At 35.3% G+C, this 26,820-nt stretch carries 30 protein-coding genes; 8 read left to right on the top strand and 22 right to left on the bottom strand.

The genetic code is table 11. The features are described 5' to 3' along the window. Positions 1–124: 124 nt before the first annotated feature. Entirely contained in the window at positions 125–421 is a 297-nt protein-coding gene (locus Q9B79_RS08890; protein WP_144614716.1) for a DUF3055 domain-containing protein, read from the bottom strand. A 127-nt stretch (positions 422–548) separates the two neighbouring features. Here Q9B79_RS08890 and Q9B79_RS08895 point away from each other — a divergent pair, with 127 nt between their 5' ends. After that, positions 549–941 carry a DUF1885 family protein gene (locus Q9B79_RS08895; RefSeq protein ID WP_098103102.1) on the top strand — a complete coding sequence of 131 codons (393 nt, stop codon included), beginning with the start codon at positions 549–551 and terminating at the stop codon, positions 939–941. Between the two features lies 1 nt (position 942). Here Q9B79_RS08895 and Q9B79_RS08900 read toward each other — a convergent pair whose 3' ends face one another. The 5 genes from Q9B79_RS08900 to pdhA form a co-directional block, all read right to left on the bottom strand. Next, positions 943–1,170, bottom strand: a complete 228-nt coding sequence (locus tag Q9B79_RS08900) for a hypothetical protein (protein WP_306183525.1) — start codon at positions 1,168–1,170, stop codon at positions 943–945. A gap of 237 nt (positions 1,171–1,407) precedes the next feature. Next, positions 1,408–2,820 (bottom strand): dihydrolipoyl dehydrogenase, encoded by a 1,413-nt coding sequence (gene lpdA, locus Q9B79_RS08905; RefSeq protein ID WP_000260104.1) that lies wholly within the window; start codon positions 2,818–2,820, stop codon positions 1,408–1,410. 5 nt (positions 2,821–2,825) lie between these two features. After that, positions 2,826–4,115 (bottom strand): pyruvate dehydrogenase complex dihydrolipoyllysine-residue acetyltransferase, encoded by a 1,290-nt coding sequence (pdhC, locus tag Q9B79_RS08910; protein WP_306183528.1) that lies wholly within the window; start codon positions 4,113–4,115, stop codon positions 2,826–2,828. 92 nt (positions 4,116–4,207) lie between these two features. After that, the gene (pdhB, locus tag Q9B79_RS08915; protein WP_000068166.1) at positions 4,208–5,185 is read right to left on the bottom strand and encodes a pyruvate dehydrogenase complex E1 component subunit beta; all 978 of its coding nucleotides are present in this window, start codon (positions 5,183–5,185) and stop codon (positions 4,208–4,210) included. Between the two features lie 3 nt (positions 5,186–5,188). Beyond that, positions 5,189–6,304 (bottom strand): pyruvate dehydrogenase E1 component subunit alpha, encoded by a 1,116-nt coding sequence (pdhA, locus tag Q9B79_RS08920; protein ID WP_000536893.1) that lies wholly within the window; start codon positions 6,302–6,304, stop codon positions 5,189–5,191. A gap of 513 nt (positions 6,305–6,817) precedes the next feature. Between pdhA and Q9B79_RS08925 the strand changes: the two genes are divergently transcribed. Both Q9B79_RS08925 and def read left to right on the top strand, forming a co-directional pair. Beyond that, on the top strand, positions 6,818–6,964 hold the full coding sequence (locus Q9B79_RS08925) for a YjcZ family sporulation protein (RefSeq protein ID WP_000274562.1): 147 nt from the start codon (positions 6,818–6,820) through the stop codon (positions 6,962–6,964). A 155-nt stretch (positions 6,965–7,119) separates the two neighbouring features. Further along, positions 7,120–7,674: a peptide deformylase gene (gene def, locus Q9B79_RS08930; RefSeq protein ID WP_306183534.1), complete on the top strand. Its 555-nt coding sequence runs from the start codon at positions 7,120–7,122 to the stop codon at positions 7,672–7,674. 58 nt (positions 7,675–7,732) lie between these two features. Here the strand turns inward: def and Q9B79_RS08935 are convergent, their stop codons facing one another. Further along, a complete protein-coding gene (locus tag Q9B79_RS08935; protein ID WP_306183536.1) occupies positions 7,733–8,506 on the bottom strand; it encodes a Cof-type HAD-IIB family hydrolase in 774 nt (257 codons plus the stop codon). Between the two features lie 547 nt (positions 8,507–9,053). On the opposite strand from Q9B79_RS08935, the gene Q9B79_RS08940 reads away from it, so the two are divergent. Then, positions 9,054–9,266, top strand: a complete 213-nt coding sequence (locus tag Q9B79_RS08940; protein WP_098667483.1) for a DNA-dependent RNA polymerase subunit epsilon — start codon at positions 9,054–9,056, stop codon at positions 9,264–9,266. A 4-nt stretch (positions 9,267–9,270) separates the two neighbouring features. Beyond that, positions 9,271–10,938, top strand: coding sequence for a ribonuclease J1 (rnjA, locus tag Q9B79_RS08945; protein ID WP_000670368.1), 1,668 nt, complete (start codon positions 9,271–9,273; stop codon positions 10,936–10,938). A gap of 38 nt (positions 10,939–10,976) precedes the next feature. On the opposite strand, the gene Q9B79_RS08950 is transcribed toward rnjA, so the two are convergent. From Q9B79_RS08950 to Q9B79_RS08995, 10 genes are all read right to left on the bottom strand, one after another. Next, a complete protein-coding gene (locus Q9B79_RS08950) occupies positions 10,977–11,642 on the bottom strand; it encodes a potassium channel family protein (protein ID WP_000504032.1) in 666 nt (221 codons plus the stop codon). Between the two features lie 83 nt (positions 11,643–11,725). Then, positions 11,726–12,592 (bottom strand): cytochrome C oxidase assembly protein, encoded by an 867-nt coding sequence (locus tag Q9B79_RS08955; RefSeq protein ID WP_306183544.1) that lies wholly within the window; start codon positions 12,590–12,592, stop codon positions 11,726–11,728. A 254-nt stretch (positions 12,593–12,846) separates the two neighbouring features. After that, positions 12,847–13,977, bottom strand: coding sequence for an N-acetyldiaminopimelate deacetylase (locus Q9B79_RS08960; RefSeq protein WP_306183546.1), 1,131 nt, complete (start codon positions 13,975–13,977; stop codon positions 12,847–12,849). A 61-nt stretch (positions 13,978–14,038) separates the two neighbouring features. Beyond that, a complete protein-coding gene (gene dapD, locus Q9B79_RS08965) occupies positions 14,039–14,761 on the bottom strand; it encodes a 2,3,4,5-tetrahydropyridine-2,6-dicarboxylate N-acetyltransferase (RefSeq protein ID WP_016086511.1) in 723 nt (240 codons plus the stop codon). A 71-nt stretch (positions 14,762–14,832) separates the two neighbouring features. Next, positions 14,833–15,717, bottom strand: a complete 885-nt coding sequence (locus tag Q9B79_RS08970) for a transcriptional regulator CcpC (protein ID WP_306183549.1) — start codon at positions 15,715–15,717, stop codon at positions 14,833–14,835. A 141-nt stretch (positions 15,718–15,858) separates the two neighbouring features. Further along, complete coding sequence (gene cbpB, locus Q9B79_RS08975) at positions 15,859–16,302, bottom strand: cyclic-di-AMP-binding protein CbpB (protein WP_048530727.1); 444 nt, start codon at positions 16,300–16,302, stop codon at positions 15,859–15,861. A 170-nt stretch (positions 16,303–16,472) separates the two neighbouring features. Beyond that, positions 16,473–16,664: an antirepressor AbbA gene (gene abbA, locus Q9B79_RS08980; protein ID WP_000817794.1), complete on the bottom strand. Its 192-nt coding sequence runs from the start codon at positions 16,662–16,664 to the stop codon at positions 16,473–16,475. Positions 16,665–16,771: 107 nt separating this feature from the next. Continuing rightward, the gene (locus Q9B79_RS08985) at positions 16,772–17,290 is read right to left on the bottom strand and encodes a ribonuclease H-like YkuK family protein (protein ID WP_097851856.1); all 519 of its coding nucleotides are present in this window, start codon (positions 17,288–17,290) and stop codon (positions 16,772–16,774) included. Between the two features lie 74 nt (positions 17,291–17,364). Beyond that, a complete protein-coding gene (locus tag Q9B79_RS08990) occupies positions 17,365–17,514 on the bottom strand; it encodes a hypothetical protein (protein WP_306183552.1) in 150 nt (49 codons plus the stop codon). Positions 17,515–17,708: 194 nt separating this feature from the next. Beyond that, positions 17,709–17,945 (bottom strand): YkuJ family protein, encoded by a 237-nt coding sequence (locus Q9B79_RS08995; protein WP_098667535.1) that lies wholly within the window; start codon positions 17,943–17,945, stop codon positions 17,709–17,711. Positions 17,946–18,178: 233 nt separating this feature from the next. Between Q9B79_RS08995 and Q9B79_RS09000 the strand changes: the two genes are divergently transcribed. Beyond that, positions 18,179–18,415, top strand: a complete 237-nt coding sequence (locus Q9B79_RS09000) for a glutaredoxin family protein (protein WP_000717880.1) — start codon at positions 18,179–18,181, stop codon at positions 18,413–18,415. A 113-nt stretch (positions 18,416–18,528) separates the two neighbouring features. Here Q9B79_RS09000 and Q9B79_RS09005 read toward each other — a convergent pair whose 3' ends face one another. The 3 genes from Q9B79_RS09005 to fadH all read right to left on the bottom strand — a co-directional run bounded on the left by Q9B79_RS09005 (position 18,529) and on the right by fadH (position 21,437). Continuing rightward, complete coding sequence (locus tag Q9B79_RS09005) at positions 18,529–19,017, bottom strand: DUF3993 domain-containing protein (protein ID WP_306183556.1); 489 nt, start codon at positions 19,015–19,017, stop codon at positions 18,529–18,531. 182 nt (positions 19,018–19,199) lie between these two features. Continuing rightward, positions 19,200–20,417 (bottom strand): EAL domain-containing protein, encoded by a 1,218-nt coding sequence (locus tag Q9B79_RS09010; RefSeq protein WP_000564300.1) that lies wholly within the window; start codon positions 20,415–20,417, stop codon positions 19,200–19,202. 255 nt (positions 20,418–20,672) lie between these two features. Further along, positions 20,673–21,437 (bottom strand): 2,4-dienoyl-CoA reductase, encoded by a 765-nt coding sequence (gene fadH, locus Q9B79_RS09015; RefSeq protein ID WP_048530742.1) that lies wholly within the window; start codon positions 21,435–21,437, stop codon positions 20,673–20,675. Positions 21,438–21,669: 232 nt separating this feature from the next. Here fadH and Q9B79_RS09020 point away from each other — a divergent pair, with 232 nt between their 5' ends. After that, complete coding sequence (locus tag Q9B79_RS09020) at positions 21,670–22,527, top strand: metallophosphoesterase (protein WP_306183559.1); 858 nt, start codon at positions 21,670–21,672, stop codon at positions 22,525–22,527. Between the two features lie 97 nt (positions 22,528–22,624). Further along, complete coding sequence (locus Q9B79_RS09025) at positions 22,625–22,852, top strand: hypothetical protein (RefSeq protein WP_306183561.1); 228 nt, start codon at positions 22,625–22,627, stop codon at positions 22,850–22,852. A gap of 159 nt (positions 22,853–23,011) precedes the next feature. Here Q9B79_RS09025 and Q9B79_RS09030 read toward each other — a convergent pair whose 3' ends face one another. Both Q9B79_RS09030 and ppx read right to left on the bottom strand, forming a co-directional pair. Continuing rightward, entirely contained in the window at positions 23,012–25,120 is a 2,109-nt protein-coding gene (locus Q9B79_RS09030) for a polyphosphate kinase (RefSeq protein WP_306183563.1), read from the bottom strand. 107 nt (positions 25,121–25,227) lie between these two features. Further along, positions 25,228–26,775 carry an exopolyphosphatase gene (gene ppx / locus Q9B79_RS09035; protein ID WP_306183565.1) on the bottom strand — a complete coding sequence of 516 codons (1,548 nt, stop codon included), beginning with the start codon at positions 26,773–26,775 and terminating at the stop codon, positions 25,228–25,230. Positions 26,776–26,820: the final 45 nt, after the last annotated feature.

Genomic DNA, 26,820 nt, shown 5'->3' on the forward strand with positions numbered 1-26,820 from the left:
TATGTTATACTTTTTACGTCAATAGGTTTTTAGTATAACACATTAAATATTTTTAATTTAAATTAGTATACGATATTCAAACAAAAAAACAGCCATATTTATACGTACGACTGTTTTACATTATTTATTCTTCATATTCAGCATGCAAAGATGTAGAGGGAACTAGAAATGAAAAAAACTGAGCTAACTCCGCTGCTTCGCCTTCTGATCCTAATTTAAAAATTTCCTGTAAATATTGAACATTCTCTACATCATCTCGTCCAAGTAAAGTAGACCTTCCTGTTTGCATACAAACAATAAGTGGCTTCCCAAAAAACATATTTGTATAAATAACACCAAAATCATAACGAGTATCATGTGTCATAAATCCCAAAAATCGTACCTTCACACTTTCATGTTCATCATACAATTTTTCAAACATCGGTTTCCACCTTTCTCCATCACCTTTCATTAGTATATTAAACAAAAAAAGGAATACTCCTTTTAATTGTCAAAAAATTCAGTAGGATGTAGAATGAAAGTATTCTACTAAGTTAGGGGGAACTTATATGCAACATGCCTTCATTACGCTTGTACCTAAATCCAATCAACAATCTGTTTCAATAGATGATATAAAACAACTTTTTCATTATTATCAAACAGTTACTTCCAAAACTGGTGTTCAAATTAATTATGCTTATACAAATACCGCTTTTCCTTATGAAATTTTAGATACATCAGCAACAACATTAAAACTACAATCTACTCACGATCGATATGATTCCATTTATGTTGGTGTCGGTATAGAAAAAGAACAATCTTTCATTCAGATCTCGTTACCACCTAATGCAACATTTGGTGATAAAGGAAAAGCAAATGAATTTTGCCGTTTTCTAGCGAAGAAGTTAGAAGGAGAGTTACAATTATTTAATGGCAGAACAATGTATTTCTATAAACGTTAATCTAAAAAATAGAAAATATGATTAAGAAAAGTATGCAATTTGAACACGTAAGAAATAATGCCTGCTTTCTAATTTGCAATACAACATATGCGATCACATATGCTAAATAAAGAAATACAAAAAATAGAATGACTTTATAATGCAACTTATCACCATTTGACAATGATAATACAATGGAAAAACCACTCCATAATAAAAAATGATAAAATATAACATGTAATATTTTCATGGAACCTTCTCCTTTGACATGCTCTATTTTATTACTATATGGGATTAAGTTTGAATCAATTACATATTATACGAAAGCATATATATGGCTTTTGGATTACTATATGTTCTAACAGTCCAAATAAAGTATTATATATTCATTCGACAAGTACACATAAAGACCTTGCAAGCCATTTTTATTAAAATAAAAAATAGCCCATCTCTTTAAATAAGAGATGGGCTATTTTCATTGCCTAAATTATTTTACAATGTGAATTGGCATTCCAAGAGCAACTTCAGCTGCTTCCATTGTGATTTCACCTAATGTTGGGTGAGCGTGGATTGTTTGAGCGATATCTTCTGCTGTCATTCCAGCTTCGATAGCTAAACCAATCTCAGAAATAATATCAGAAGCGCCTGCACCTGCAACTTGAGCACCTACAAGAAGACCATCTTCTTTACGTGTTACAAGTTGTAGGAAACCGTCAGTGCTGTTTAATGATAACGCACGACCGTTAGCAGCGAATGGGAACTTAGATACAGTTACAGTCATTCCAGCTTCTTCAGCTTGTTTCTTAGTGTAACCAACAGATGCTAATTCTGGATCTGTGAAGCATACTGCAGGAATTCCGATGTAATCGATTGCTGATGCATGGCCACTAATTGCTTCAACAGCTACTTTACCTTCGTAAGAAGCTTTGTGAGCTAATGGTGGTCCAGGAACGATATCACCGATTGCATAGATATTTGGTACGTTTGTACGACATTGCTCATCGATTTCGATGATGCCGCGGTCAGTCATCTTAACTCCAACTTGCTCAAGACCGATTTCTTGAGTGTTTGGACGACGACCTACAGTTACTAATACGTAGTCTGCTTCTACAGTTTGGATTTCACCTTTAACTTCAAAGCTAACTTTTACGCCAGTTTCTGTTTCTTCAACGCCTTTAGCCATAGCTTTTGTATGGATATTAACGTTACCTTTTTTCTGTAGAGCACGTTTAACAACAGAGCTCATAGCTTTTTCGAAACCAGCTAAGATTTCGTCGCCAGCTTCTACTACAGTAACTTCTGTACCGAAGTTAGCATATGCAGTACCTAATTCCATACCGATGTAACCGCCGCCGATTACAACAAGTTTTTTAGGAATTTCAGGTAAGCTTAAAGCACCTGTAGAGTTGATAACACGTTTAGAGTATTTGAATCCAGGAATTTCGATTGGTGTAGAACCAGTTGCAAGAACAGCATTTTTAAACGTGTAAGTTTGAGCTGCATCTTCAGTCATTACGCGTAATGTGTTAGCATCTACGAAGTAAGCTTCACCGCGAATGATTTCAACTTTGTTACCTTTAAGAAGGCCTTCAACACCGCCAGTTAATTTCTTAACTACGCCGTTTTTCCATTCTTGAACTTTTGTAAAGTCAACTTTTACGTTCTCTGCAGTGATACCCATGTCATCAGAATGCATTGCATTCTCATAACGATGACCTGCATTGATTAACGCTTTTGAAGGAATACATCCAACGTTTAAGCATACGCCACCAAGGTTAGCTTTTTCAATAATTGCTACCTTTTGACCTAATTGTGCTGCACGAATTGCCGCAACGTATCCACCAGGACCTGCACCAACAACGACTGTATCTAATTCAATTGGGAAATCTCCTACTACCATTGTTATTACGCCTCCATTACTAATAATTGTGGGTCATTCAATAGACGTTTAATTTGGTTTAATGCTTTTTGAGCAGTTGCGCCGTCAATTAAACGATGGTCAAAGCTTAGAGATAATGCTAATACTGGAGCTGCAACGATCTCACCGTTTTTCACAACTGGTTTTTCAGCGATACGGCCGATACCAAGGATTGCTACTTCTGGGTGGTTGATAACTGGAGTGAACCATTGTCCACCTGCAGAACCAATGTTTGTAATTGTGCAAGAAGCACCTTTCATTTCAGCCGGAGCTAAGCGACCTTCACGTGCTTTACCAGCAAGATCATTGATCTCGTTAGAAATAGTGAAGATTGATTTACGATCTGTATCTTTAACAACTGGTACTAATAGACCTTTGTCTGTATCAGCTGCGATACCGATGTTGAAGTAATGTTTATGAACGATTTCTTGAGAAGCATCGTCTAAAGCAGTATTCAACATTGGGAATTCACGTAATGCAGATGTTAAAGCTTTAACAACGTATGGAAGGTAAGTTAATTTAATACCTTTGTCAGCTGCAACAGCTTTGAACTTCTTACGGTGAGCAACAAGCTCAGTTACATCAACTTCATCCATTAATGTTACGTGAGGAGCTGTGTGCTTAGAGTTAACCATTGCTTTTGCAATCGCTTTACGGATACCACTCATTTTCTCACGAGTTTCTGGATATTCACCAGCTGGGATTGGTTGTGCTTTTGGTGCTTCTTCTTTCGCTGCTGCTGGAGTAGCCTCTGCTGCTGCTGGAGCCTCAGTTGCTGCTACTGCTTGTCCACCATTTGCAAATGCATCGATGTCAGCTTTTACGATACGACCGTTCTTACCAGAACCAGCTACTTTATGAATGTCTACGCCGTTTTCACGAGCATATTTACGAACAGATGGCATAGCGATTACGCGCTCATTTACTACTTCTGCAGTTGCTGCTTGAGTAGCTTCAGCTTTAGGAGCTTCTTCTTTCGCTTCTTCAGCTTTAGGAGCTTCGTCATGATCGTCACCTTTAAATTTAAGGTTTTCGTATCCTGGAGCATCAAATTTAATTAATGTATCTCCAACTACTGCAACCGTACCTTCTTCTACAAGTACTTCAAGTACTTTACCTTTAACAGGAGAAGGGATTTCTACTACTGCTTTATCATTTTGTACTTCAAGAAGTACGTCATCTTCGTTTACTTCGTCGCCTGGTTTAATAAACCATTTTACGATTTCACCTTCGTGGATACCTTCACCGATATCTGGTAGTTTAAATTCAAATGCCACGGAATTCAGCCCCCTGATTCATTTCTTTATTATGGAATATGGCAAAAGAAATCAGCATGTGCTGATTTCTTTTGCACATGAATAACTAAAAATTAGAAGTTCATTACTTTGTTAACAGCTTCAACAATATCTTTGTGGTTTGGTAACCATACGCTCTCAGCTTGAGAGAATGGGAATACTGTATCAGCAGCTGCTACACGTACAACTGGAGCTTCTAAGTTTAAGATTGCACGGTCATTAATTTCCGCTACAACGTTAGCTGCAATACCAGCTTGTTTTTGTGCTTCTTGAACTACTACCACGCGGCCTGTTTTTTCAACAGAAGCGATGATTGTTTCGATATCTAATGGTTGAACTGTACGTAAGTCAACAACCTCTAAAGAGATACCTTCTTTTTCAAGTTCTTCAGCAGCTTTTAATGCAGCGTGAACCATAGCACCGTAAGCGATAACAGATACATCTGTACCTTCACGTTTGATATCAGCTTTACCTAAATCAATTGTGTATTCGCCTTCTGGTACATCCTGACGGAATGAACGGTACAATTTCATATGCTCTAAGTAGATAACTGGATCGTTGTCACGAATCGCAGAGATTAAAAGACCTTTTGCATCGTATGGAGTAGATGGAATAACAACTTTTAGACCAGGTTGTTGAGCCACTAATCCTTCTAAGCTATCAGCATGTAGTTCAGGAGTATGAACACCGCCACCGAATGGAGAACGAACTGTTACAGGAGCAGTCCAACGTCCACCAGAACGGTAACGCATACGAGCTAATTGACCAGAAATTGAATCCATTACTTCATATACGAAACCGAAGAATTGGATTTCTGGAACTGGACGGAATCCTTCAAGTGCAAGTCCAACTGCAAGTCCACCAATACCAGACTCTGCAAGTGGAGTATCCATTACACGGTCTTCACCGAATTCAGCTTGTAAACCTTCAGTAGCACGGAATACACCGCCGTTTACACCAACGTCTTCACCAAACACAAGTACGTTAGGGTCATTTTTCATTTCAACGCGTAAAGCATCAGTGATTGCTTGAATCATTGTCATTTGAGCCATGGCTTACTTCGACTCCTTTTCTTTGTAAATTTCATATTGTTCAGCTAAGTTGTAAGGCATTTTTTCGTACATGATTTCCATTAAATCAGTAACTTTTTGTTTTGGAGCTTGGTCAGCCTTAGCAATTGCTTGTTTGATATCTTCTTTTGCTTCTTCGATTACTTTCTCTTCAACTTCTTGAGACCATAGGCCTTTGTTTTCTAAGAATGCACGGAAGCGTACGATTGGATCTTTTTGTTCCCATTCGTTCTCGATATCTTTTGTACGGTAACGAGTTGGGTCATCACCAGCCATTGTATGTGGACCGTAACGGAATGTTAAAGTCTCGATTAAAGTAGGGCCTTCGCCATTTACTGCGCGCTCACGAGCAAAAGCAGTTGCTGCGTATACAGCTAATGGATCCATACCGTCTACTTGAATTCCGTAAATACCTGCTGCTACTGCTTTTTGAGCTACAGTTTTAGCTGCAGATTGCTTTTCTACTGGAGTAGAGATTGCATAACGGTTGTTTTGAACAACGAAGATTGCTGGAGCTTTGAATGCACCCGCAAAGTTCATACCTTCGTAGAAGTCACCTTGTGAAGCACCACCGTCACCAGTGTAAGTAATTGCAACAGATTTTTTACCACGTAGTTTCATACCTAACGCAACACCAGCAGTTTGGATGATTTGCGCACCGATGATAATTTGTGGAGCAAGTGCATTTACGTTCTCAGGCATTTGGTTACCCATGAAATGTCCACGAGAGAATAAGAATGCTTGGTATAATGGTAAGCCGTGCCATACTAATTGTGGCACATCACGATATCCTGGTAAGATGAAATCTTCTGCTTCAAGTGCGAAATGACTTGCTAATTGAGAAGCCTCTTGTCCAGCTGTTGGTGCGTAGAAACCTAAACGTCCTTGACGGTTTAAAGAAATAGAACGTTGATCTAATACGCGAGTATACACCATACGACGCATTAATTCTTTTAATTGATCATCAGATAATTCAGGCATAGCTGCTTCATTCACAACTTCGCCTTTTTCATTTAAAATTTGTAATGTTTCAAATTGAGCTGCGATAGCTTTCATTTGCTCATCAACATTAAATAGGGTCTTTTTTGTTTTAGTACCCATTCCGTTCACCTCTTCCTCTCTTGAACCATATTCTGAAACGCTTTCACTATCTATTGGCTAGACTGAAAACGCAACAATGTAAACCAACAAATTTATTTGTCGGTTGAGAATAATTTTGTGTACCTAACAATCTGTACTAATGTTTTTTCAGAAACATATTAATACAATCTTGATCACGTTTTTTAGTTTACAACTATTCTAATTACGATGTCAATTACTTTGAATACGTTTTTTTATAAATAATCTGCAGGTCTCTTCTACACAAACGTGTTTTTATTTTTCACATCTGTATTAGTACGCATTAACCCGCTGTTATATTATTCCCTTTTTAACTTGTTTTTTCTCTTAGAATAATATGTAAACGATTTAATTCTCTTTAGTTTTTCTCCCTTCTTAGCAAAAATATACAAACTCTTCTTCCTTTTATAGGTAATTACCCATACATTTCTACTCTTCCCTCCATACATTATAGTAACCGCAGTATTAGCGGGAAATGATAAAGGAGGTCATCTCATGTACGGATACTCATATTGCTATCCAACTTGTTCATATCCTTCCTACGGTTATGGCGGTTCTTGTGGCGGGTCTGGACGCGGCTTCGCCTTAATCGTTGTGTTGTTTATTCTTTTAATTATCGTTGGTGCTGCTTGCATTCGCTAATGTAAAATGAAACAACTATGGAAAGAAACAGACGGCTTTGCCGTCTGTTTCTTTTTATTACATACAATAGAACTCTTTCTAAAGCGCTTCTCCCTACTTGTCGATGACTTTTTTCGGCTCCTTTGGTAGACTAAAAGGGAAAGGAGAGATTACATATGCTTACAATGAAAGATGTGATTCGCGAAGGAGATCCTATTTTGCGAAACGTTGCAGAAGAGGTAGTAATACCAGCGAGCGAAGAAGATACAAATACTCTTAAAGAAATGATTGAATTTGTAATAAATAGCCAAGATCCTGAAATGGCTGAAAAATATAGTTTACGCCCTGGAATCGGATTAGCGGCTCCGCAAATAGGTATTTCAAAGAAAATGATTGCTGTTCATGTAACAGATACAGACGGTACGTTATATAGTCATGCATTATTCAATCCAAAAATCATTAGTCATTCTGTTGAACGTACATATTTACAAAGTGGTGAAGGTTGTCTATCAGTAGACCGCGAAGTACCTGGTTATGTCCCTCGTTACACAAGAATTACAGTGAAAGCAACATCTATTAACGGCGAAGAAATAAAATTACGTTTAAAAGGTTTACCAGCAATCGTATTTCAGCATGAGATTGACCATTTAAATGGTGTTATGTTCTATGACCACATTAATAAAGAAAATCCATTTGCTGCTCCTGACGATTCAAAACCTCTAGAGCGATAATAAAAAAGGCGGAAGTTAATCTTCCGCCTTTTTTATATGGAATGGGTTCCATATTTACTTATAGCAATCCAGCCCATTTTAAGCCATGATATATGCCGTCTTCACTAACATCCTTTGTCACATGATTTGCAAGTTTTTTCAAGTCTTCATGACCATTCCCCATCACAATACCTGTCCCAACTGCTTCAATCATTTCTAAATCATTTAAACCGTCTCCAAATGCATACACTTGTTCACGGTTAAATCCTAATTTTTCAATAAATTTCTCAATCCCTTTTGCCTTAGAACCACCATTTGGAATAATATCCATGGAATACGCATGCCAGCGAATAAAATGGAAATCTGGGTATTGATTTATAAACTTTTCCTCTTCATTCACTTCACAGAAAAGAAGTGTTTGATAAATATTACGCTTCTCATAAAAATTAGGTTCATATGCCGGATGCTCAAAATTCAAGCTTCCAAAACCTTCTTTCACATAATCATGATATTCAACTGATGCTCTCATTTCTTGATGATCAAGATATACAAGTGGGTATCCTTCTTGATTTGCAAACTGAGTAAACTTATGTAAGGCAGCTGGATGTAATGGATTATTAAATACTACCTCGTCTTCAAATACAACGTACTGTCCATTAAAGCTAACATAATTGTGAATATTAAGTTCCTCACGAATATCTTCAAACATAAATGGCGCTCGTCCTGTCGCAATTGCTACATGCACACCTTTTTCTTGCAACTGTCTTACTGCATCTCTTGTAGATTGCGGAATCTTTTTATCATGATCTAATAATGTCCCATCAATATCAAAAAAGACAATTTTATCATTCATTTGTCAAAATCCTTTCTGTTACTCTATATTCCTATTTTGATTATCGCTTTTCAAATTCTAAAAAAAAGTATAACATATTAAACATCTGTGAAGAAAGCGTTCACTTTCTGACCTTATTTATGAAACCTGCATATATATATTAGTAAAAAATGTGGATACTTGTTCGTATGAATTTTCTTTTCTATTCTTTCTCATACTATACCTATAACTAACGGCTACTAATCGTTACTATAGAATAACTTTCCCTGTATGAGAAAGGACAAGATTCAACATTCACTTTTGTCCTCTTTCTTATAGCAGAGACGGCGTTTTCACTAGTAATATGCATGTTTAAAATAAGGAAAGGAAGGAGTAATCATGCTGAAGAAGCTGAAGAAAAAGCTCAAGCGTTATTTAAAAGATCTAGTCCGTAAAAAGACGATCGCTTAAATTGTGCCCATTTCGGGCTTTTTCTTCATTCTCATTCGAAAAAACATGAAAATCGTGACTGTTTGCTTTATAATAAGTAACAGATAATGCAAAACATAGACAAGGAGAGGTTTTCCAAATGATTTTTAAAGTATTTTATCAAGAAAAATTGACTGAGGTTCCAGTACGTGAAAATACAAAAGTTTTATATTTAGAGGCTACGTCTGAAAAGGATGTTCGTAAGAAATTAAATAAGTTCGCATATAATATCGAGTTCGTTCAGTCTGTTACTGGCAATCATCTTGAATATGAAAAAGAAAACGCTGATTTAACATTAGCGGAAATCGTATAGTCATATGAAATTTCTAAAGAATGATCAAGCAGCCGTTTTTGCTTTAGGTGGTCTTGGTGAAATCGGTAAAAATACATATGCTGTTCAATTTCAAGATGAAATTATTATAATTGACGCTGGAATTAAATTTCCAGAAGACGAACTCCTCGGAATCGATTATGTAATACCAGATTACACTTATTTTGTGCGAAACGAAGATAAAATTAAAGGATTATTCATTACACATGGTCACGAAGATCATATCGGTGGAATTCCTTACTTATTACGTCAAGTGAACATTCCGATTTATGGCGGTAAATTAGCAATTGCACTAATCAAAAACAAACTAGAAGAGCACGGATTACTTCGTAAAGCAAAACTTTATGAAATTCAAGAAGATGATGTTATTAAATTCAAAAAGACATCAGTTTCATTCTTCCGTACAACTCACAGTATCCCAGATTCATACGGAGTTGTTGTGAAGACACCTCAAGGACAAGTGGTTCATACTGGAGATTTCAAATTTGACTTCACACCAGTTGGTGAACCTGCGGACTTAACAAAAATGGCTGAAATCGGAAAAGACGGTGTACTTTGCCTCTTATCTGACAGTACAAACAGTGAAGTTCCAAACTTCACAATGTCTGAGCGCCGCGTTGGTGACAGTATTCAAGATATTTTCCGCAAAGTAGAAGGTCGTATTATCTTCGCAACCTTTGCATCAAATATCCATCGTTTACAACAAGTTGTTGAAGCGGCTGTTGAAAACAATCGTAAAGTGGCTGTATTTGGTCGTAGTATGGAAGCAGCGATTGAAATTGGACAAAACCTAGGTTATATTCGCTGTCCGAAAGATACATTCATAGATGCATCTCAACTAAATCGCCTACCGGCTAATAAAGTTGTTATTTTATGTACAGGTAGTCAAGGGGAGCCAATGGCAGCACTTTCACGTATTGCTAATGGTACGCATCGTCAAATTCAAATCATCCCTGGCGACACAGTTGTTTTCTCTTCTTCACCAATCCCTGGTAATACAATTAGCGTAAGTCGTACAATTAACATGTTGTATCGTGCTGGTGCTGATGTAATCCACGGAAAACTGTCAAACATTCATACGAGTGGACACGGCGGACAAGAAGAACAAAAACTAATGCTTCGTCTAATTAAACCAAAGTATTTCATGCCAATTCACGGTGAATATCGTATGCAACGTATGCATATGAAGTTAGCTAATGATTGTGGTATTCCAGAAGAAAACTGTTTCATCATGGATAATGGCGATGTTCTTGCCTTACGTTCAGATGAAGCAAGCGTAGCTGGTAAAATACCATCTGGATCTGTCTATATTGATGGAAATGGTATTGGAGATATCGGTAATATTGTATTACGCGATCGTCGCATCCTTTCTGAAGAAGGACTTGTTATTGTAGTTGTAAGCATTGATATGAAAGAATTTAAAGTTGCAGCAGGACCTGATATTATCTCACGTGGTTTCGTTTATATGCGCGAAAGTAGTGATTTAATTAATGATGCTCAAACATTAATTACAACTCATTTAGAAAAAGTAATGGAACGTAAAACAACACAATGGTCTGAAATTAAAAATGAGATTACAGACACATTGGCACCATTCCTATATGAGAAAACGAAACGTCGTCCAATGATTTTACCAATCATTATGGAGATATAAGAAAAAGGACAATACCATCATGGTATTGTCCTTTTCTCTTATCTCAAAAAGTGTTTAAAACGATCTACTTCATCGTCATGACCAATTACAATTAATATATCTCCCGCTTGAATATTTTCCGTAGCTCGAGGAGATACAATCACTTCTTTACCACGTTTAATCGCTACAATATTCAATCCGAATTTCGCACGAATATCTAATTCAATTAAAGAATGTCCATCAATTTTTTTATTTGCAATAATCTCTACAATACTATGCTCATCCGAAAGCTCAAGATAGTCTAATACATTACTTGATGCTATATTATTAGCAATCCTTTTTCCCATATCACGCTCTGGGTGCACAATGTGATCCGCTCCAATTTTACTTAATACTTTTTCATGGTAATCATTTTGAGCTTTTACAGTAATATTTTTTACACCTAACTCTTTCAGAATTAATGTTGTTAAAATACTTGAATTTAAATTGTCTCCAATCGCAACGACTACATGATCAAAATTACGAATACCAAGACTTTTCAATACCATCTCATCTGTCGAATCTGCAATTACTGCATGTGAAGCTATATTTGCAAACTCATTAATTTTATCCTCATCTGAGTCAATTGCCATTACTTCCATACCTAATTGAGCGAGTTCCCGGCAAATACTCCCACCAAAACGCCCAAGCCCAATGACAGCAAATTCTTTCTCTTTTTCACCCACAGGAATTCCTCCAATAACATCGAATACTATGTATTTTTATTGTAACATACTTTAGATTTGCTACAAAAACCTGTATATCATTCTTATTTTTGTTTTTGCATATAAAAATACTGTTGTAAATAAAATGCGATGCTGAATATTAACATACCAAATACAAATATGTTTCCAAATGAACTAAACGTTTCAAAAACGAATAATAACGTTTCTTGTCCGAAGAATGCAAATAATAGTTGTGTAAATGCAAATAGTAATGCCAATATGTAATGATGTTGATGGAATAAATAATGCGTTGCACCTAAAAAAGCGATAAACGAAAGGATGAAAATCCACCAACTTTCTAAAAACAGTTGCCAATTCGTAAATTGATACCCATTTACTAATATCGCAATTATTCCTATAACCGCCATCGTTGGCACACTCCAAAATAATGCGCGCCCTCTAAAGAAGCGAGTTCCTTTAACATCACCTTTTTCATGCGCAATGTATGTTAGTACTACTGTACTTATGTACAAGACCGAAAGAATTGTTAAAACGATAATGAGCCAAAAATGTAATTCATAATACTCATGCTCTATGTTTGTCACGATAGCCGCTAACATACATGGGATTAACATTCCAGTCCAACCATCTACTTTTCTTTCATTCCAAAACACAGTGTTACCAATCCGTATACCTAACAACATAAAAATAATGATACCTAGTACAAATAATGTTGTTTTATTCCCTACTAAACTCGTTGAGAAAGCAATTAATCCAATAAATAAAAAGAGCACAAACCCATTCATAATTTCTAATACAGGTGATAAATATCTCTTCACCCATTTATATGTTTCGTCATATTCATGATTATCGACTAAACGGTAGGCATAAAAACTTATCCCAAAATAAATTGCCGCAATAATCACATACGCATATAAGACGAAACACAACATTGCACTGCTAATTTGCACGTAATTCCCCACCCTTTTTTCTATGTTTCACCTTGATTTTACACACTTTCTACACAAAATGTAAACATATATAAGCTAGTTAACTAATCATCCTCTCAGTAAGCGATAATGAATAATGAGCAGCGGCTCAAAACCACTGCTCATTATTTTATCCATTTGCATGTCGATCTGCATCCAAAAGAAATGTGAAAGATGTTTTCGTCCTTGAACTAACAAGCCCCCACTTTAAATGGTTTCACAGTTGGCGGGCCAGTTCACTCTCTAGTTCCCTTCCACTTCACATATTGATCTAAAAATACAATAGCTTTCTCAATAGCCTCTTCATCTGGTTTTAATTTTGCATGGTGTAAACCGTATTCTGAATTTACTCCAAGCCAAAACATAAATCCAGGAATCTCTTGAAGCATATAACCAAAATCTTCACCTGTCATCGCCTCTGTACATGTAATGACATTCATATCAGTTTGTTCACTTACGAACTGCATAAACTCTCTCGTTAATGCTTCATGGTTATATACTTGATGATACATCGCTCCGTAGTCAATAGCCGCTTCACATTGGAAGGAAGCTTCTATCCCCGCAACAATTGCCTCGATCCTACTTTTCACACGACTCATTGATTCCACTGATAACGTTCGGATTGTTCCTTCTAATCGAGACTTTTCTGCTATGATATTTTGAACTGTACCACCTGTTATTTTTCCGATTGTAATTACTGCACTATCAAGAGGATTCACATTACGACTAATAACGGATTGGAGTTGTGTAACAAGATGACTTGCTGCGACAATCATATCATTTGCAGTATGAGGGTAAGCTGCATGTCCACCTTTCCCTTTTAAATCGACATATAACTCTGATGTATTTGCAAATAATAGCCCCTCTTTAGTGGCGATTGTTCCTACAGGGTATTCAGGTGCAATATGAAGACCGAGAATTATATTTGGCTTCCATTCTTTTAACTCTTCGCTCTCTAACATAGGAAGAGCCCCTCCTGGACCTTCTTCAGCTGGTTGGAATAGAAACACAAGGTCATCATCTATTCTTTCTGTTACAGCTGCTGTTAGAAGGCCTAAACCGATTGTCGTATGTACATCGTGTCCACATGCATGCATCATTCCTTCATGAATAGAAGCAAATTCATATCCAGTTTCTTCTGTAATTGGTAAACCATCTATATCTGCGCGATAACCTATAATTTTTTCTGGATTTTTTCCATTTACTTTAACAATGACACCCGTTTCCCATACTTTCACTTCCACATGTTCATTCGAAAGCGTTCCAATGTAATCTAAAATATACTGCTGTGTTTTCCACTCTTTAAATCCAATTTCTGGTATTTTGTGTAAATCTCTACGAATTTGAATGAATTTGCTTACTGCCATTTTTGCACCTCTATCTATAAAAAGCGTAAGAGCCTGTTTATGCTCTTACGCTTTTTTGTTTTTATTTCTCTGGGTTTAATTGACGAAGCTCTTGTTTAATTTCAGTTTTTGCTTTTGTCTTCTCATCAATTTCTTTAATTACACGTGCTGGAGTACCTGCAACAACTGTATATGGAGGTACATCTTCTGTTACAACAGCTCCTGCTGCTACAACTGCACCTTTGCCTACTGTAACTCCCTCTAACACAACTACGTTAGCACCAATTACAACATCATCTTCAACGATAACTGGTTTTGCTGAAGGTGGCTCAATAACACCTGCAAGTACTGCACCTGCACCTACGTGACAGTTCTTACCAACAGTTGCACGTCCACCAAGTACTGCGTTCATGTCGATCATAGAACCTTCACCAATTACAGCACCGATATTAATTGTTGCATTCATCATAATAACAGCATTGTCACCGATTTCAACGTGATCACGAATAATCGCGCCTGGCTCAATACGAGCTTTAATACCTTTTAAATCAAGCATTGGAATTGCAGAATTACGACGGTCATTTTCAACAACGTAATCAACGATGTGCTTGCTATTTTCATCAAGAATTGTCTTAATTTCAGACCATTCTCCAAATAATACACCAGACTTTTTATTTACAAATGCTTGTACCGTTTCAGGGAATGTTACTTCTTTTAAATCCCCTTTTATGTATACCTTTACAGGAGTTTTCTTTTCACTTTTTTGAATAAACGAAATAATTTCGTTAGCGTCCATCATTTTCATTCTTGTTGCCTCCTAAATCCATTTATAATGTTACTCTACCAAACGATAGAGCGAGTAGCAAGATAATAATCCTATTTTTCCATTTGAATTTCTTCTATAATTTCTAAAAATGCTTGTACTTGCTTCAATTGTCTAGCCGATTCACTCGTCAATAACCATGTTTCTCTCGTTAATTGCACAGGTGTTTTATACATGTTTTCCTGTACTTCTTTTAAAACAGTAGAAGGTAATAGAGCATAACCTATACCATTTAAAACGAGTTGTTTACAAGTCTCAATTTGATCAACGACAATTGTTCTCTTAGGTGGATTAGAAAATAAACCGTACCACCAATTTTGTATTTGTCCATAATAAGTCGAATCACTTTTAAATTGAATAAACGGTCTATTTGTTTCTTTTAACATCGAAATATCTTTTATTTCTTTATCCACTAAATAAAGTTCATCTTCAAATAATTGTTGCTTCTGCCCTTTATATTCTTGTGTTCCCCTTAATATAGCAACATGAACGTCTCCTTCATAAAATTGCTTTTGTACTTCACTACTCCAGCCAGTAAATAGTGATATTTTCACAGAAGGATATTTATTCACAAACTTCTTCAAAACAGGAGGAAGCCAATATTGACCAATAACTGATGCAACAGCTATTTTTAACGTTCCGTGAGTTTCTGTTCTAAAAACAGCTAACTCACTTTTAATATTTTCTTCCCTTTGTAGCATTTCTTTTGCGTAATTTGCGACTTTTTCCCCTTCAGGTGTAATTGTCAATCCTTTTTGCGAGCGAATAAAAAACTTCATTCCCCATTGTTTCTCCATAGATTGTAATCGTTGACTAAGCGCAGGTTGTGAAACAAATAAACGTTCCGCCGCTTTTCTCATATTTGATTCCTGTGCTAACACAACCATCATTTGAAAATCATCAATTTGCAACTTTCTCCCTCTTTCCTCAGCTTCCATACACCTTATCTCAATAAGCTTTTCATCCTTAATTTAACTACATACTCATATATTTTTTATCTTTTTAAATATAATACATACACAACTGATATGCACGAAAAAAAGTGACTTCTCCGTTTCTATGAAGCCACTTTTCCCACATTATCGATTATGTTGCCTTACTTTTTTATTCAACAATTTTAAAATCGCTCGACGTGTTAAAATCCCCTCAAAATAACCTTCTTCATTGACAGCGCAAATAAAAGGATGATCAATTGTCATTTCTAATGCTTTTGCAAATGAATCTTCTAACTTAAGAACCGGAATATCTTCCTTCATCACCTGTTCTACCTTCATTTCATCAAGTCTTTCAAACTCAATACGTTCTAAGCCTAGCATACCATCTAAAATCATAGCAGTACTAATTAACCCGTGTAATTTGTACATCGGGTCCAAAACAGGTATCGCCGAATATCCAGATTTCACAAGTACGAGTAAAGCATGCTCTAAGCCATTCCCTATTTGGACGTGCGCTACTTTTTCTGATGAAATCATTAAATCTTTCACAAAAATTTGTTGAAACTCGTCTTTTGGAATACTAATCATATTACATCCCCCATTTTCCCTTTTTCCTGCTTATAATCACCGGCTCTATTCACATTTTATGACAGCGTTTTCACATTATTATTTTGTCCTTACATTATTTCAGTAAAAAACAAAATTACACAGCTATTTTAGCATATAACACAAAAAAAAGACTACCATTCCGGTAGCGCTTAATACCCTTTATTTTTTAGTCTGTAAAATAACCTTGTGATTTTTTTATATTGCATCACATCTGTCTTTTTTAAACCATTCTCAATATCTGTAAGTTCCACAGCTAAAATTTCACTCGCATAATTTTGCTGAAATAAAATATCCAATAACAAACTTTCCTCTTCTTCCGTTAAAACAAATTCCCTTTTCATATACCCCTCTCCTTATACTCGCATCGTTACTCTTATTATATAAAATTTTCAGCCTATTTAATAGATGTAATATTCAGTTTTTGGTGAGAGATATATAAAAATTGTTTTTATTTCGTATATCGATTCGCATAACTAAACGCCGCATAAGCATCTGGCTTAATTTTTGCAGTTAATCCCATCGCTTGAATTTTCGCTGTCATATCTAGAATAAACTCTTTTGTTAAACCATCATTTCCGATATCTAAGTGAATTTCCATTATAAATCCAGCCCCATCTTGAGCGTATGGATGCAATAAATCCCATATTATTTGTATATGATTTGGAGTAAATAAGCATGCGATTTCTTGACTAAACTGCGTTTCTAAATATATCTTCTCACGTAAGGTTGCTGGCTTATCTTTTACTGATTGATGGTGTAAACATCCCCATGCTCCTTTTCCAACGCGATGAATATGAATTGCCGTAATAAACCTCGTATCCTTTTGATGTGCTTGTGAGTCTGTCCCAATGGATAAGCGATATAAATTTCGTGGATCCTTTTCAATGAAATTACAAATACGGGTAAAGACCATATCAAAATTTAAATGTCTCTCTGAAACATTATAAAATTTATGTTCCCCGGCCACATAGTCACGTCCTTTCAATTAGACAGACTTTTCGTATTCTCATTGTATGGGACAAAAACAAAAATTATAACTTCCTACCCTTTATTCGTTTCAATATTCCGAATTACATACTGGCAAAATTGGCACGTATAAATTACATTTTGATTCGATTGAGCCGTTAATACATGAATAATCTCAGCAGCATTGTGACAATTAGGACAAATAACAACCGGTAAACGCTCCATACAACACACCTCCTCATTATGTTTATCCCCCACAATTGGTGGTAGACTAATCAGTATAGAAAGAAGAATCTCCACTGATTACAATTTCACTTTATTACCATTGTAGGAAAAATGAAAAATCCCTATACATATATGCAAAAAAGTAATCGAACTAAAAAAGGTGTTGCCATATGGCAACACCTTTTTTATATGTATCAAGAAATGATATCGTAAATCTCAATTGCAACCATGTCGATATTATCGAATTGATACACTTGAGGTTTTTCACCTTGTTGATACACTTCTAACTCATACATTTCACTTTTATCGAAAAATTTCACGCTACATTTGCGCTCACCGTTCACTTCAAAATAGCGTTGTGCTACTTCACCGCTTTGAGCTTGTTCTTGTAGACTAACAAGTCGAGTTAAAATTCCTTGGAGTAGAGACATGAAATCTCTCCTTTCTCTGATCTTCCTACCAATAGGTTTTACAGCTATACTCATTCTATCCGTCATAACAGAAAAAATGTTCCACACTCTAGGATAAAGGTTATTGGCCAGAAACTCAACTAAAAATTTGTCGAAATACGAAGGAAAAAACAGAAAGAACATCTTTCCCCTTCTTTATTGCGATTTTTATACTGGAAGAATATAATAAAAAACAGTAAAAAGGAGGAATTACAATGAAAAAAATTGAGGTTTACACACAACCTGACTGTCCGCCATGTGTCATTGTGAAAGAATTTTTAAAGCATAATAACGTTGTATATGAAGAATTTGACGTAAAAAAAGACGCCGCTGCACGCAATCGCCTTTTATATGACTATGATTCTTATTCAACTCCAACGGTTGTAATTGACGGGGAAGTTGTTGCTGGTTTTCAAATTGAAAAATTACAACAACTTCTCAACATAGAATAGGAATAGGTAAAAACCTATTCCTATTCCTACCCCGCTATTTTTTTGAAGTAAACATTCAATTGTAGCGGGCTAATAATCAGCGAGATATGTCCCCTACTAATTAAAGTTTCACTTTATAATTGTTGTAACCTTTTTATTTCCGTTAAAAGTTCTTGGCTTTCATGATATCCGGCCAATTTCCATTTCCCTTGATCTCTTTGCAAGGTTACAATTTGATATTGTCCATTTTTCGCCCGCTCATATACATATAAAATTTTATGTTCTTCATCATATGACATTTTCGTTTCTGAATTAAAAGAAAACGGTGCTTCTTTTGCTGGAAGTAAATATTCACCACTTTGTTTATCACTTCTACTATTTTCATCTGTAAATACTTGAAGGAAATTCTCTGTAAAATACGGTGATAACGTTTCTATCATTTTATTCATTGGCAAATGCTTCCCACGAAGTGAAAATTGGGTTTCATAGCCCTTTTGTATCGTTGTATATACTTCTTTCCGATCGACTTTCACTTCCTCTTTTCCTAAAACAGTTGTAACACTATAGCCAACTAGAAAGGCAACGCATACAAATAGAACTAACCATATTCCATATTTCCTCATTTTTTCACCTTCCTTTTAAGAAAACTTGTCTTTGTAGTATTCATTGTAACAATGATTATGCAAAGAAAGGGCTGATTTCGTTCGTAAAATCTTTACAACGATAGACAGCATTTTTGGCACCATTTTCACTATTACCAATTTATGATAAAAACAAACAAAAAATGCACGAATCTCTTCGTGCATTAAAATAAAACATCTTCTTCATATAAATATTCATACGATAAATCTATAAATAAAAAGTTTTCATCATCAATCGGGAAAGAAAATGTTCGTACCATCTCACCAGTTTCAATATCAGCATATAAATCTGAGAGTCTTGCCTTATTCTCAAAACGCATTTTCATAATGTTTTCTAGAAAATACGGGCGCCAACTCCAGTTCTTCATATAATACTCAGGCATCACAATCCATTCCCCATCTTTTTTCATAACGTTTCCTGATTGTTGAAAACCATCTTCGTTACAAATAAATATGCGAAAACTACATTGTGATACACTTTGGCTAAATTGTAATAACCAATCATTTATATCTTCATTCTTTTTCTGTTTGGCTAAAACATCACCAATTCGATCACGTAACATTTCTGTTAAATTATAAATTTTTTGTAACTTCTTCTTCTCATGTTGAATAAATTGATGACACTCATTACCAAGTCTTTCTTTCAAAACGTTCGTTTCAATAAAATCAGGTAAGCATTCTTTCAAATAATTCCCTTGATAGTATCTACCACCGTTTTTCCAAGCGTATTGTAGTTGGTAAAAAGCATCTATTTCTTCATATAACAATGTTGCACCAATTCTTCTAGCAAGTAATGATAAAGAATATAAAATATCTTGATAAGATTGTAAAAGTGCAGTTTGCCTTAAGTTTGTTAAATCTACTTTTAAAATATCCGGTGCTAACACGCTAATACGTTCTAAATTACTTGTACCTGTTCCGACTTTATTAATCGAAATTTGAATACCATATGTACGATAATACATAAGCAAATGATTAAATTGCTCTATATCTTCTTTACATTCATGTTCTGTAATCTCTAAAACAATGTGTTTCAAATTTAAACCTTGCTCTTCATACATCAATAAAAGTTGAAGTAAACTTTCATCATCATCGTTCATTAATACGTTAGCATTCCGATGTATAAATAATAATAGTTTTTGATCACTTTCTAAATAACGATTTAAAGCTTTTTCTACTATGATGTTATCCGCTTCTAGTTGAAACTCACTTGGAATAGAATCATCGTGAAAGAAAGAAGCTAAACTTTGTATGCCCTCTTCTGTCTGAATGCGTCCTACGACTTCATATCCAATTACAGTATGCTCATCAGCACTAAAAATAGCTTGATAATAAGGAAGGACTTTATCCAAGTTACTCATTACATCTAATGCATCTATCAACGTGCTTCCCTCCTTTTACTTTTCAAAAATTATAACATGATATTTACGGAAAAATAATAAAAAATCCCTTCAGTTTTCCTGAAGGGATTAGAGGGGTAAAATGCTAAGGGGAATTAGCAATTCTACTATGAAGAAAAAAGAGGTCTTAAATATACCGTATATATGACCTCTTGTAAACACTTTTCTTTCACATGTCACAATTCCGTCACATTTAACCGTCGAAAAATGAATCAAACATTCATTTTCTTATCCCTTTTAAAATGGATATTGATGTAAATGTTGTCCTCCATCCATTGTCATGCAAGTTCCATTTATGTACGCAGCTTCATCTGAACATAAATAATAAGCTAGACCTGCAATTTCTTCTGGCGTGCCCAGTCTTCCAAGCGGAACACTTTGTATCGTACGCTTAGCCATTTCTTCTGAAATCCATAATTTATCAGCACCGCCCGTACGTTCAATTGGTCCTGGCGCGATAGCGTTAACTCGTATTCCATATTTACGGCCCCACTCAACAGCGAGTGTCTTCGTCATTGCTAATACTCCAGCCTTCGCTGCGGCCGAATGAATAACCCCTGGACCTGCATCCCATGCATATGTTGCTACCATGTTAATGATATTTCCTTTTATACCTTTTTCAATCCAGTATTTCCCGACAGCATGACTGCAATAAAATGTACCGTTTAACACAATATTAATGACCGAATTCCAGCCATTCACAGATAAATCTTCAGCTGGACAAATAAAGTTTCCAGCTGCATTGTTTATTAAAACATCAATTCGACCAAACTTCTCATCAATCTGTTCAATCATTTTCTGAATATCGTCCGGATTTCTTACATCCATTTGCACAGGTAATATTTGCCCTGGAAATTGTTCAATTTCCAACTTTGTTTCCTCAAGCTTTTCCTTTGTACGTCCTGTAATAACAACTCGTGCCCCTTCTTTTGCAAAACGAGTCGCCATTCCTTTTCCCATTCCGCTCGATCCACCTGTTATAATAACTACCTTTTCTTTCACATACATCCCCTCCAAAAAATGAATACACATTCATTTTATCATTTTATTTAATAGAAATCTTTATATTTTTAAACTTTTCTGATATTTTAACGTAAAGAGGTTTCTATTCATTCGCTTTTTTTCGTAATATATACTACTTTTGTATTATTTAAAATATATTTCAAATAAACTGAAAGGAGATTTGAGTAACCTATAAATGCAACATAAGTTAAATAGGTGTACTCATATTTTTATGAAGAAAATTACAAGAAGAAATTTTTTAAAAACTGGTATACGCACTTGTTTATATTCATTTATAACCACTAGTATCGGATACTATTATGCTAAATATATTGAGCCTCATTTACTTTCTATTACAGAACATACACTACAATCAAAACTCATACCAAAAAGCTTTCATGGTATGAAGATTCTTCAATTTAGCGATTTACATCTCGGGTACTATTTCTCTCTTCACCATTTATCTCAAATCGTTTCTAAAATTAATGCTGTAAAACCCGATATCGTCCTTTTTACCGGTGATCTCATTGATAATTATCAAACATATACTGACACTCCTTTCGTTGCACCTATTTTAAAAAATATACAAGCACCCTTCGGTAAATTTGCTATTTATGGTAACCATGATCACGGTGGATATGGAACAGAGTACTACGAACACATTATGCACGAATCTGGATTTGAACTGTTACTAAATAGCGAAAAGAAAATTCGTCTAATAGATAATAGTGAAATTTCAATTTTCGGTCTTGATGATATACTACTAGGCAGACCAAGAATAAAGGAGACACTACATCACGCGAAGCAAAACACTTATAACATTGTTCTTGTTCACGAGCCAGATATCGCACTCCAAATTGCTCAATATCCAGTTAACTTACAGCTTTCTGGTCATAGCCACGGTGGACAAGTACAAATTCCCTTTTTAGGCGCAATTATTACCCCATCACTTGCTAAAAACTATGTAGAAGGGTTCTATACGATTCAAGATTTAGCCCTATATGTCAATCGAGGCCTTGGCAGAACACGTGTCCCATTCCGATTTATGTCAAAACCTGAAATTACGATTTTCACACTCCAACATTCGTAATAATTCGCCTATTTTCTTACATAACCTTTCTTGTACGCGCTCATCCATGTTTCATTTACCATATGATAAAAGTGAGTCCAATAAAGGAGGTTTGTTCATGTATCCATATTATCAACCAATCCCAGTCCGTTCAGCACCTATTGGTCCAGTAGGCGACTCACGTTTTTTTCCATTTTTTGGCGTCCCATTTCTAGCTGGTATTGCTGGCGGACTACTCGGCGGAGCATTAGCTTTCGGTCCTAGACCGTATTATCCACCACCTTTCCCACCACCAGCACCTTATCCTTGTTATGGTGGACCTTGTCAACAACCATTCTATTATTAATGTACCGCAACAATTCTACTAATGTTATTTCCTTTCTTAACCGATTCATAATCCATTAACACACTTATAATAAAAAGTATTCTCTCTACGCATCCTTTATAATAAGTAGAGAACAAAGTAAAGAACCTCTTAAAAAAGAGGTTTTTTACTTTGTTCTCATTATTCAGCATCTGTGTTTTGATACGCCATCTTAAATAACTTCACTTGGCTATCAATCTCTTCTGCCCCACTATTAATAACATAATAATAGTCACCGTCTTTATTTTGTTCACGCGTTTTCACATTATCAGCTAAAGTAAGCTGTAAAATCGCCTTAATTCTCGCCTTCATTTCAATATCTAATATCGGGAAAGATATTTCTACTCGCTTCTCCATATTTCGTGTCATCCAGTCAGCTGAAGATAAGTATATTTTCTCTTCTCCATTATGGTGGAAATAATAAATGCGGCTATGTTCTAAATATCTCCCAACAACACTAACGACACGAATATTTTCACTTACATTTGGAATACCAGGCCTTAAACAACATGTTCCTCGAACGATGAGCTCTACCTTTACTCCAGCTTGTGATGCTTCATACATTTTTTTTATTAACGGTTTATCTGTTAATGAATTCATCTTGGCGATAATATATCCATTTCCATATTGTCTATGATAACGAATTTCTTCATCTATTAAATCGATAAATTGCTCTCTTATATCAAATGGCGCAACCGATAAATGGTGAAAATGTGGTTTTGTTGTATAACCACTTAAATAATTAAAGAAATTTGTTGCATCCACCCCAAAGTCTTTTCGTGATGTAATATAACCGAAATCAGTATATAACTTTGCTGTTGCGTCATTATAATTTCCAGTCCCAAGATGTACGAACCTTTCAATTTTTCCGTTTTTTCTTCTTACAACTAGCGTAATTTTACTATGTGTTTTCAAATGACTTACACCGTAAATAACGTGACAGCCTGCCTTTTCTAATTCTTTAGCCCAATGTACATTATTTTCTTCATCAAATCTTGCCTTTAACTCAACTAATACCGTCACTTGCTTTCCTTTTTCAGCCGCTATCTTGAGCGCCTGAATAATCGGTGAATCCCCACTTACTCGATATAGGGTTTGTTTGATTGCAAGTACATTCGGATCGTCTGCAGCATCACGTACGAAATCAACTACTGGCTGAAACGATTCAAACGGATGGTGTAATAAAATATCATGCTCAATTGCTTTTTCAAATACATCTTCCGTATCCCCTAAGTCTTGAGGACGTTGCGGAATAAGAGCCGGATATACTAAATGTTCATATAAAGGAGCCAGTTTTTTATATAAAGAAAATAGACATGTTAAATCTAACGGTCCATCCATTATATATACATCTTCATCCTTTACTTCCAACACTTCATATAATAATGCTAATACTCTTTCATCAATATGCTCTTTGCCAACTTCTAAACGTACAGCAGCTCCCCACTTACGTTTTTTTAATTCTTTTTCAATTACCTTTAATAAATCCCTCGCACCTTCTTCATGAATTGTTAAATCCGCATTGCGTGTAATACGGAAACGAGTAACAGATGATACTTTATATCCTGTAAATAATTTATGAGTAAAACCACTAATTACATCTTCTAATAAAATAAATTTATGCTTTTGCCCTTCACTCGGTAAAAATATGAAACGTTCAAGTAATGAAGGAACTTGTACAATTCCTAATTTCGTACGATTTTCTTCCTCCACTTGTTTCTCATCATATAAAAGTGTAGCTAAATTCAAACTTTTATTTAGTAACATTGGAAATGGACGATATGCATCGATAGCTACAGGTGTTAGGACCGGGAAAATTTGTTCATCAAAATACTCTTCTATAAATTCTCTCTGTTCTTTCGTCAAATCATGGAATGTTAAACGCTCAATTCCCTCTAGCTCCAGCGCTGGCAATACATAATTTTTAACCGTATCATATTGTACAGTCATTAATTCATGCGCCTTTATCGCAATTTTATTTAATTGCTTTTTTGGTGTTAAGCCAGCCTTATTCTCTGGTTGGTTAAACCCAGCACTCACTTGATCCTTCAATCCTGCTACGCGTACCATAAAGAATTCATCTAAATTGGAGCTGAAAATGCTAATAAACTTTAATCTTTCCAAGAGCGGATTCGTTTCATCCTGTGCTTCTTGTAGTACACGTTCATTAAATGCTAACCAACTTAGTTCTCTATTGTTGTAATAAGCTGTATCATTTAAATTTACTATATTCCCCTTCAACATTTCCATCCTCTTCACACTTCCCTTGAAACTTTTTTACTATAATTTAGTCACTTTTATTTTAGCAAATTACAATATTCCAAAGTGTTAATTTTTTGTAAATACGTCCGTACAACTTAATGTTTTGATTCGAAAGATAAGTTAATAGTCGTTTTCAATACTCTTTCCAGCTGCTTTTTTTGCTTTTCAGCTTGCACTTTTTCCGCTAATGCCGATTGCTCACACACAATTTTAAATGTTAATCCTTCTTTACTTTCTGTTATAGATATCGATTCAACAAGCGATCTTTTTCTTATATTTAGAGCTGCTGAAAATTGTAAAACAGCCCCTAGTAAGCGAATTTTTTTTTGTTCGTTTTTATCAAACCATCCTTCAAACAGGGACAAATGTTGTTTGAATAACATTTTTGATTTATAAGACGCAATAAGCGCTAATCTAACTCGATCTTTATGCATCATACCATCAATTGTTTTATTCGCTAATAAATAAAACGTATGTAAGCGGCTCGCTTCATCATCTATATATTTTCCTATATTAAATACTTTCGCTGCTTGCTGGAATACTTCCCAGTCTTTTTCTGACATAGAAATAAGACCTGCTCCTTCAAGCTGTTGACAAATCAACCTCCCATGTTTAATAAGTTGAATAACAAATTCCATGTCCATTTCGTATTCATGTGATAATAAATGCAAACTTTCTTCGACTACGTTCGGATAATATGAAATCCCCAAATCTTTTGTCAACTCTTCGTAGAAAACACCTTCTCTTAATCCTTTTCTACTTAATACAAATGCCGGTGCCTCTATAACGTTAACAAGCTTATGAAATACTTCGACTGCTGGAATAATTGTATCTGCTCGATCTTTTGCCAACCCTTCCAATTTTTGAAGCTCTATGAAAGACAATGCTTCCAATTCTTCTTTCACATTTTTAATATCTTCTTCTTTCATCTTGTATAGATGTACCCCTGCTATAGGATAACAAATTAAATTTTGATGAATTTTCACTAAGTTCCTCGCACTACCACCAATTGCAATAAGAGGCAATTTTTTGTCAATTAACCATGGTAATGTTCGAAATTGATATTCTAAGTACGTTTGAATCTTTTCCAACTCTTCTTCAGTAGGTATATTCTCTTTAATAAATTGTTGCTTTAAAGAAAGTGCTCCAAAAGGAAAGCTATGATACTCTAAAATCTCTCTATTTCGAAAGTATGTAACTTCCGTACTTCCTCCTCCAATATCTACTGTAATTCCTTCAGAGAACGAAGTTGAATTCATAACTGCTAAATAGCCATAACGTGCTTCTTCATATTCTGATAACACTCTAAGAGTAAAGTCTGTTTGTCCTTCAACAAGTTTTTGAATTTCCTCTTGATTCTCAGCCTGCCTAATTGTTGCTGTTGCAACACAAAGTACATGATGCAACTTGTGGAATCGTGTACTTTCTTGAAATTGAAATAATGTCTGTAACAATACCTCTATTCCTTCTTCAATCAACATACCATCGACTAAGTAGTTCCTTAACCGAGCAACCACTTTCGTATTTTCAATTTCCTTATAAAAACCTCCGTTTTGCTTTTCATAAATAACTAAACGCATTGTATTAGATCCAATATCTATAATGGCATATTGCTGTTTTAATATTTCTTTCAAACTTCTCACTCTTTCATTATCAAATTTCTAAAACACATTCTATTACTATTATAC

The sequence above is a fragment of the Bacillus sp. MHSD_36 genome, assembly GCF_030757775.1.
Taxonomy (GTDB): domain Bacteria; phylum Bacillota; class Bacilli; order Bacillales; family Bacillaceae_G; genus Bacillus_A.

Coding starts and splice junctions, on each gene's coding strand:
- Q9B79_RS08890 (WP_144614716.1), bottom strand. CDS start 421: ATGTTTGAAAAATTGTATGATGAACATGAAAGTGTGAAGGTACGATTT.
- abbA (WP_000817794.1), bottom strand. CDS start 16,664: ATGAAAAGGGAATTTGTTTTAACGGAAGAAGAGGAAAGTTTGTTATTG.
- Q9B79_RS08990 (WP_306183552.1), bottom strand. CDS start 17,514: ATGGAGCGTTTACCGGTTGTTATTTGTCCTAATTGTCACAATGCTGCT.
- rnjA (WP_000670368.1), top strand. CDS start 9,271: ATGAAATTTCTAAAGAATGATCAAGCAGCCGTTTTTGCTTTAGGTGGT.
- Q9B79_RS08935 (WP_306183536.1), bottom strand. CDS start 8,506: ATGAATGATAAAATTGTCTTTTTTGATATTGATGGGACATTATTAGAT.
- Q9B79_RS08995 (WP_098667535.1), bottom strand. CDS start 17,945: ATGTCTCTACTCCAAGGAATTTTAACTCGACTTGTTAGTCTACAAGAA.
- Q9B79_RS09020 (WP_306183559.1), top strand. CDS start 21,670: ATGAAGAAAATTACAAGAAGAAATTTTTTAAAAACTGGTATACGCACT.
- Q9B79_RS08960 (WP_306183546.1), bottom strand. CDS start 13,977: ATGGCAGTAAGCAAATTCATTCAAATTCGTAGAGATTTACACAAAATA.
- pdhB (WP_000068166.1), bottom strand. CDS start 5,185: ATGGCTCAAATGACAATGATTCAAGCAATCACTGATGCTTTACGCGTT.
- Q9B79_RS08900 (WP_306183525.1), bottom strand. CDS start 1,170: ATGAAAATATTACATGTTATATTTTATCATTTTTTATTATGGAGTGGT.
- Q9B79_RS09005 (WP_306183556.1), bottom strand. CDS start 19,017: ATGAGGAAATATGGAATATGGTTAGTTCTATTTGTATGCGTTGCCTTT.
- Q9B79_RS09000 (WP_000717880.1), top strand. CDS start 18,179: ATGAAAAAAATTGAGGTTTACACACAACCTGACTGTCCGCCATGTGTC.
- Q9B79_RS08925 (WP_000274562.1), top strand. CDS start 6,818: ATGTACGGATACTCATATTGCTATCCAACTTGTTCATATCCTTCCTAC.
- cbpB (WP_048530727.1), bottom strand. CDS start 16,302: ATGATTAGTATTCCAAAAGACGAGTTTCAACAAATTTTTGTGAAAGAT.
- Q9B79_RS09025 (WP_306183561.1), top strand. CDS start 22,625: ATGTATCCATATTATCAACCAATCCCAGTCCGTTCAGCACCTATTGGT.
- Q9B79_RS08970 (WP_306183549.1), bottom strand. CDS start 15,717: ATGGAAGCTGAGGAAAGAGGGAGAAAGTTGCAAATTGATGATTTTCAA.
- pdhA (WP_000536893.1), bottom strand. CDS start 6,304: ATGGGTACTAAAACAAAAAAGACCCTATTTAATGTTGATGAGCAAATG.
- Q9B79_RS09030 (WP_306183563.1), bottom strand. CDS start 25,120: ATGGAAATGTTGAAGGGGAATATAGTAAATTTAAATGATACAGCTTAT.
- def (WP_306183534.1), top strand. CDS start 7,120: ATGCTTACAATGAAAGATGTGATTCGCGAAGGAGATCCTATTTTGCGA.
- Q9B79_RS08895 (WP_098103102.1), top strand. CDS start 549: ATGCAACATGCCTTCATTACGCTTGTACCTAAATCCAATCAACAATCT.
- lpdA (WP_000260104.1), bottom strand. CDS start 2,820: ATGGTAGTAGGAGATTTCCCAATTGAATTAGATACAGTCGTTGTTGGT.
- Q9B79_RS08940 (WP_098667483.1), top strand. CDS start 9,054: ATGATTTTTAAAGTATTTTATCAAGAAAAATTGACTGAGGTTCCAGTA.
- dapD (WP_016086511.1), bottom strand. CDS start 14,761: ATGAAAATGATGGACGCTAACGAAATTATTTCGTTTATTCAAAAAAGT.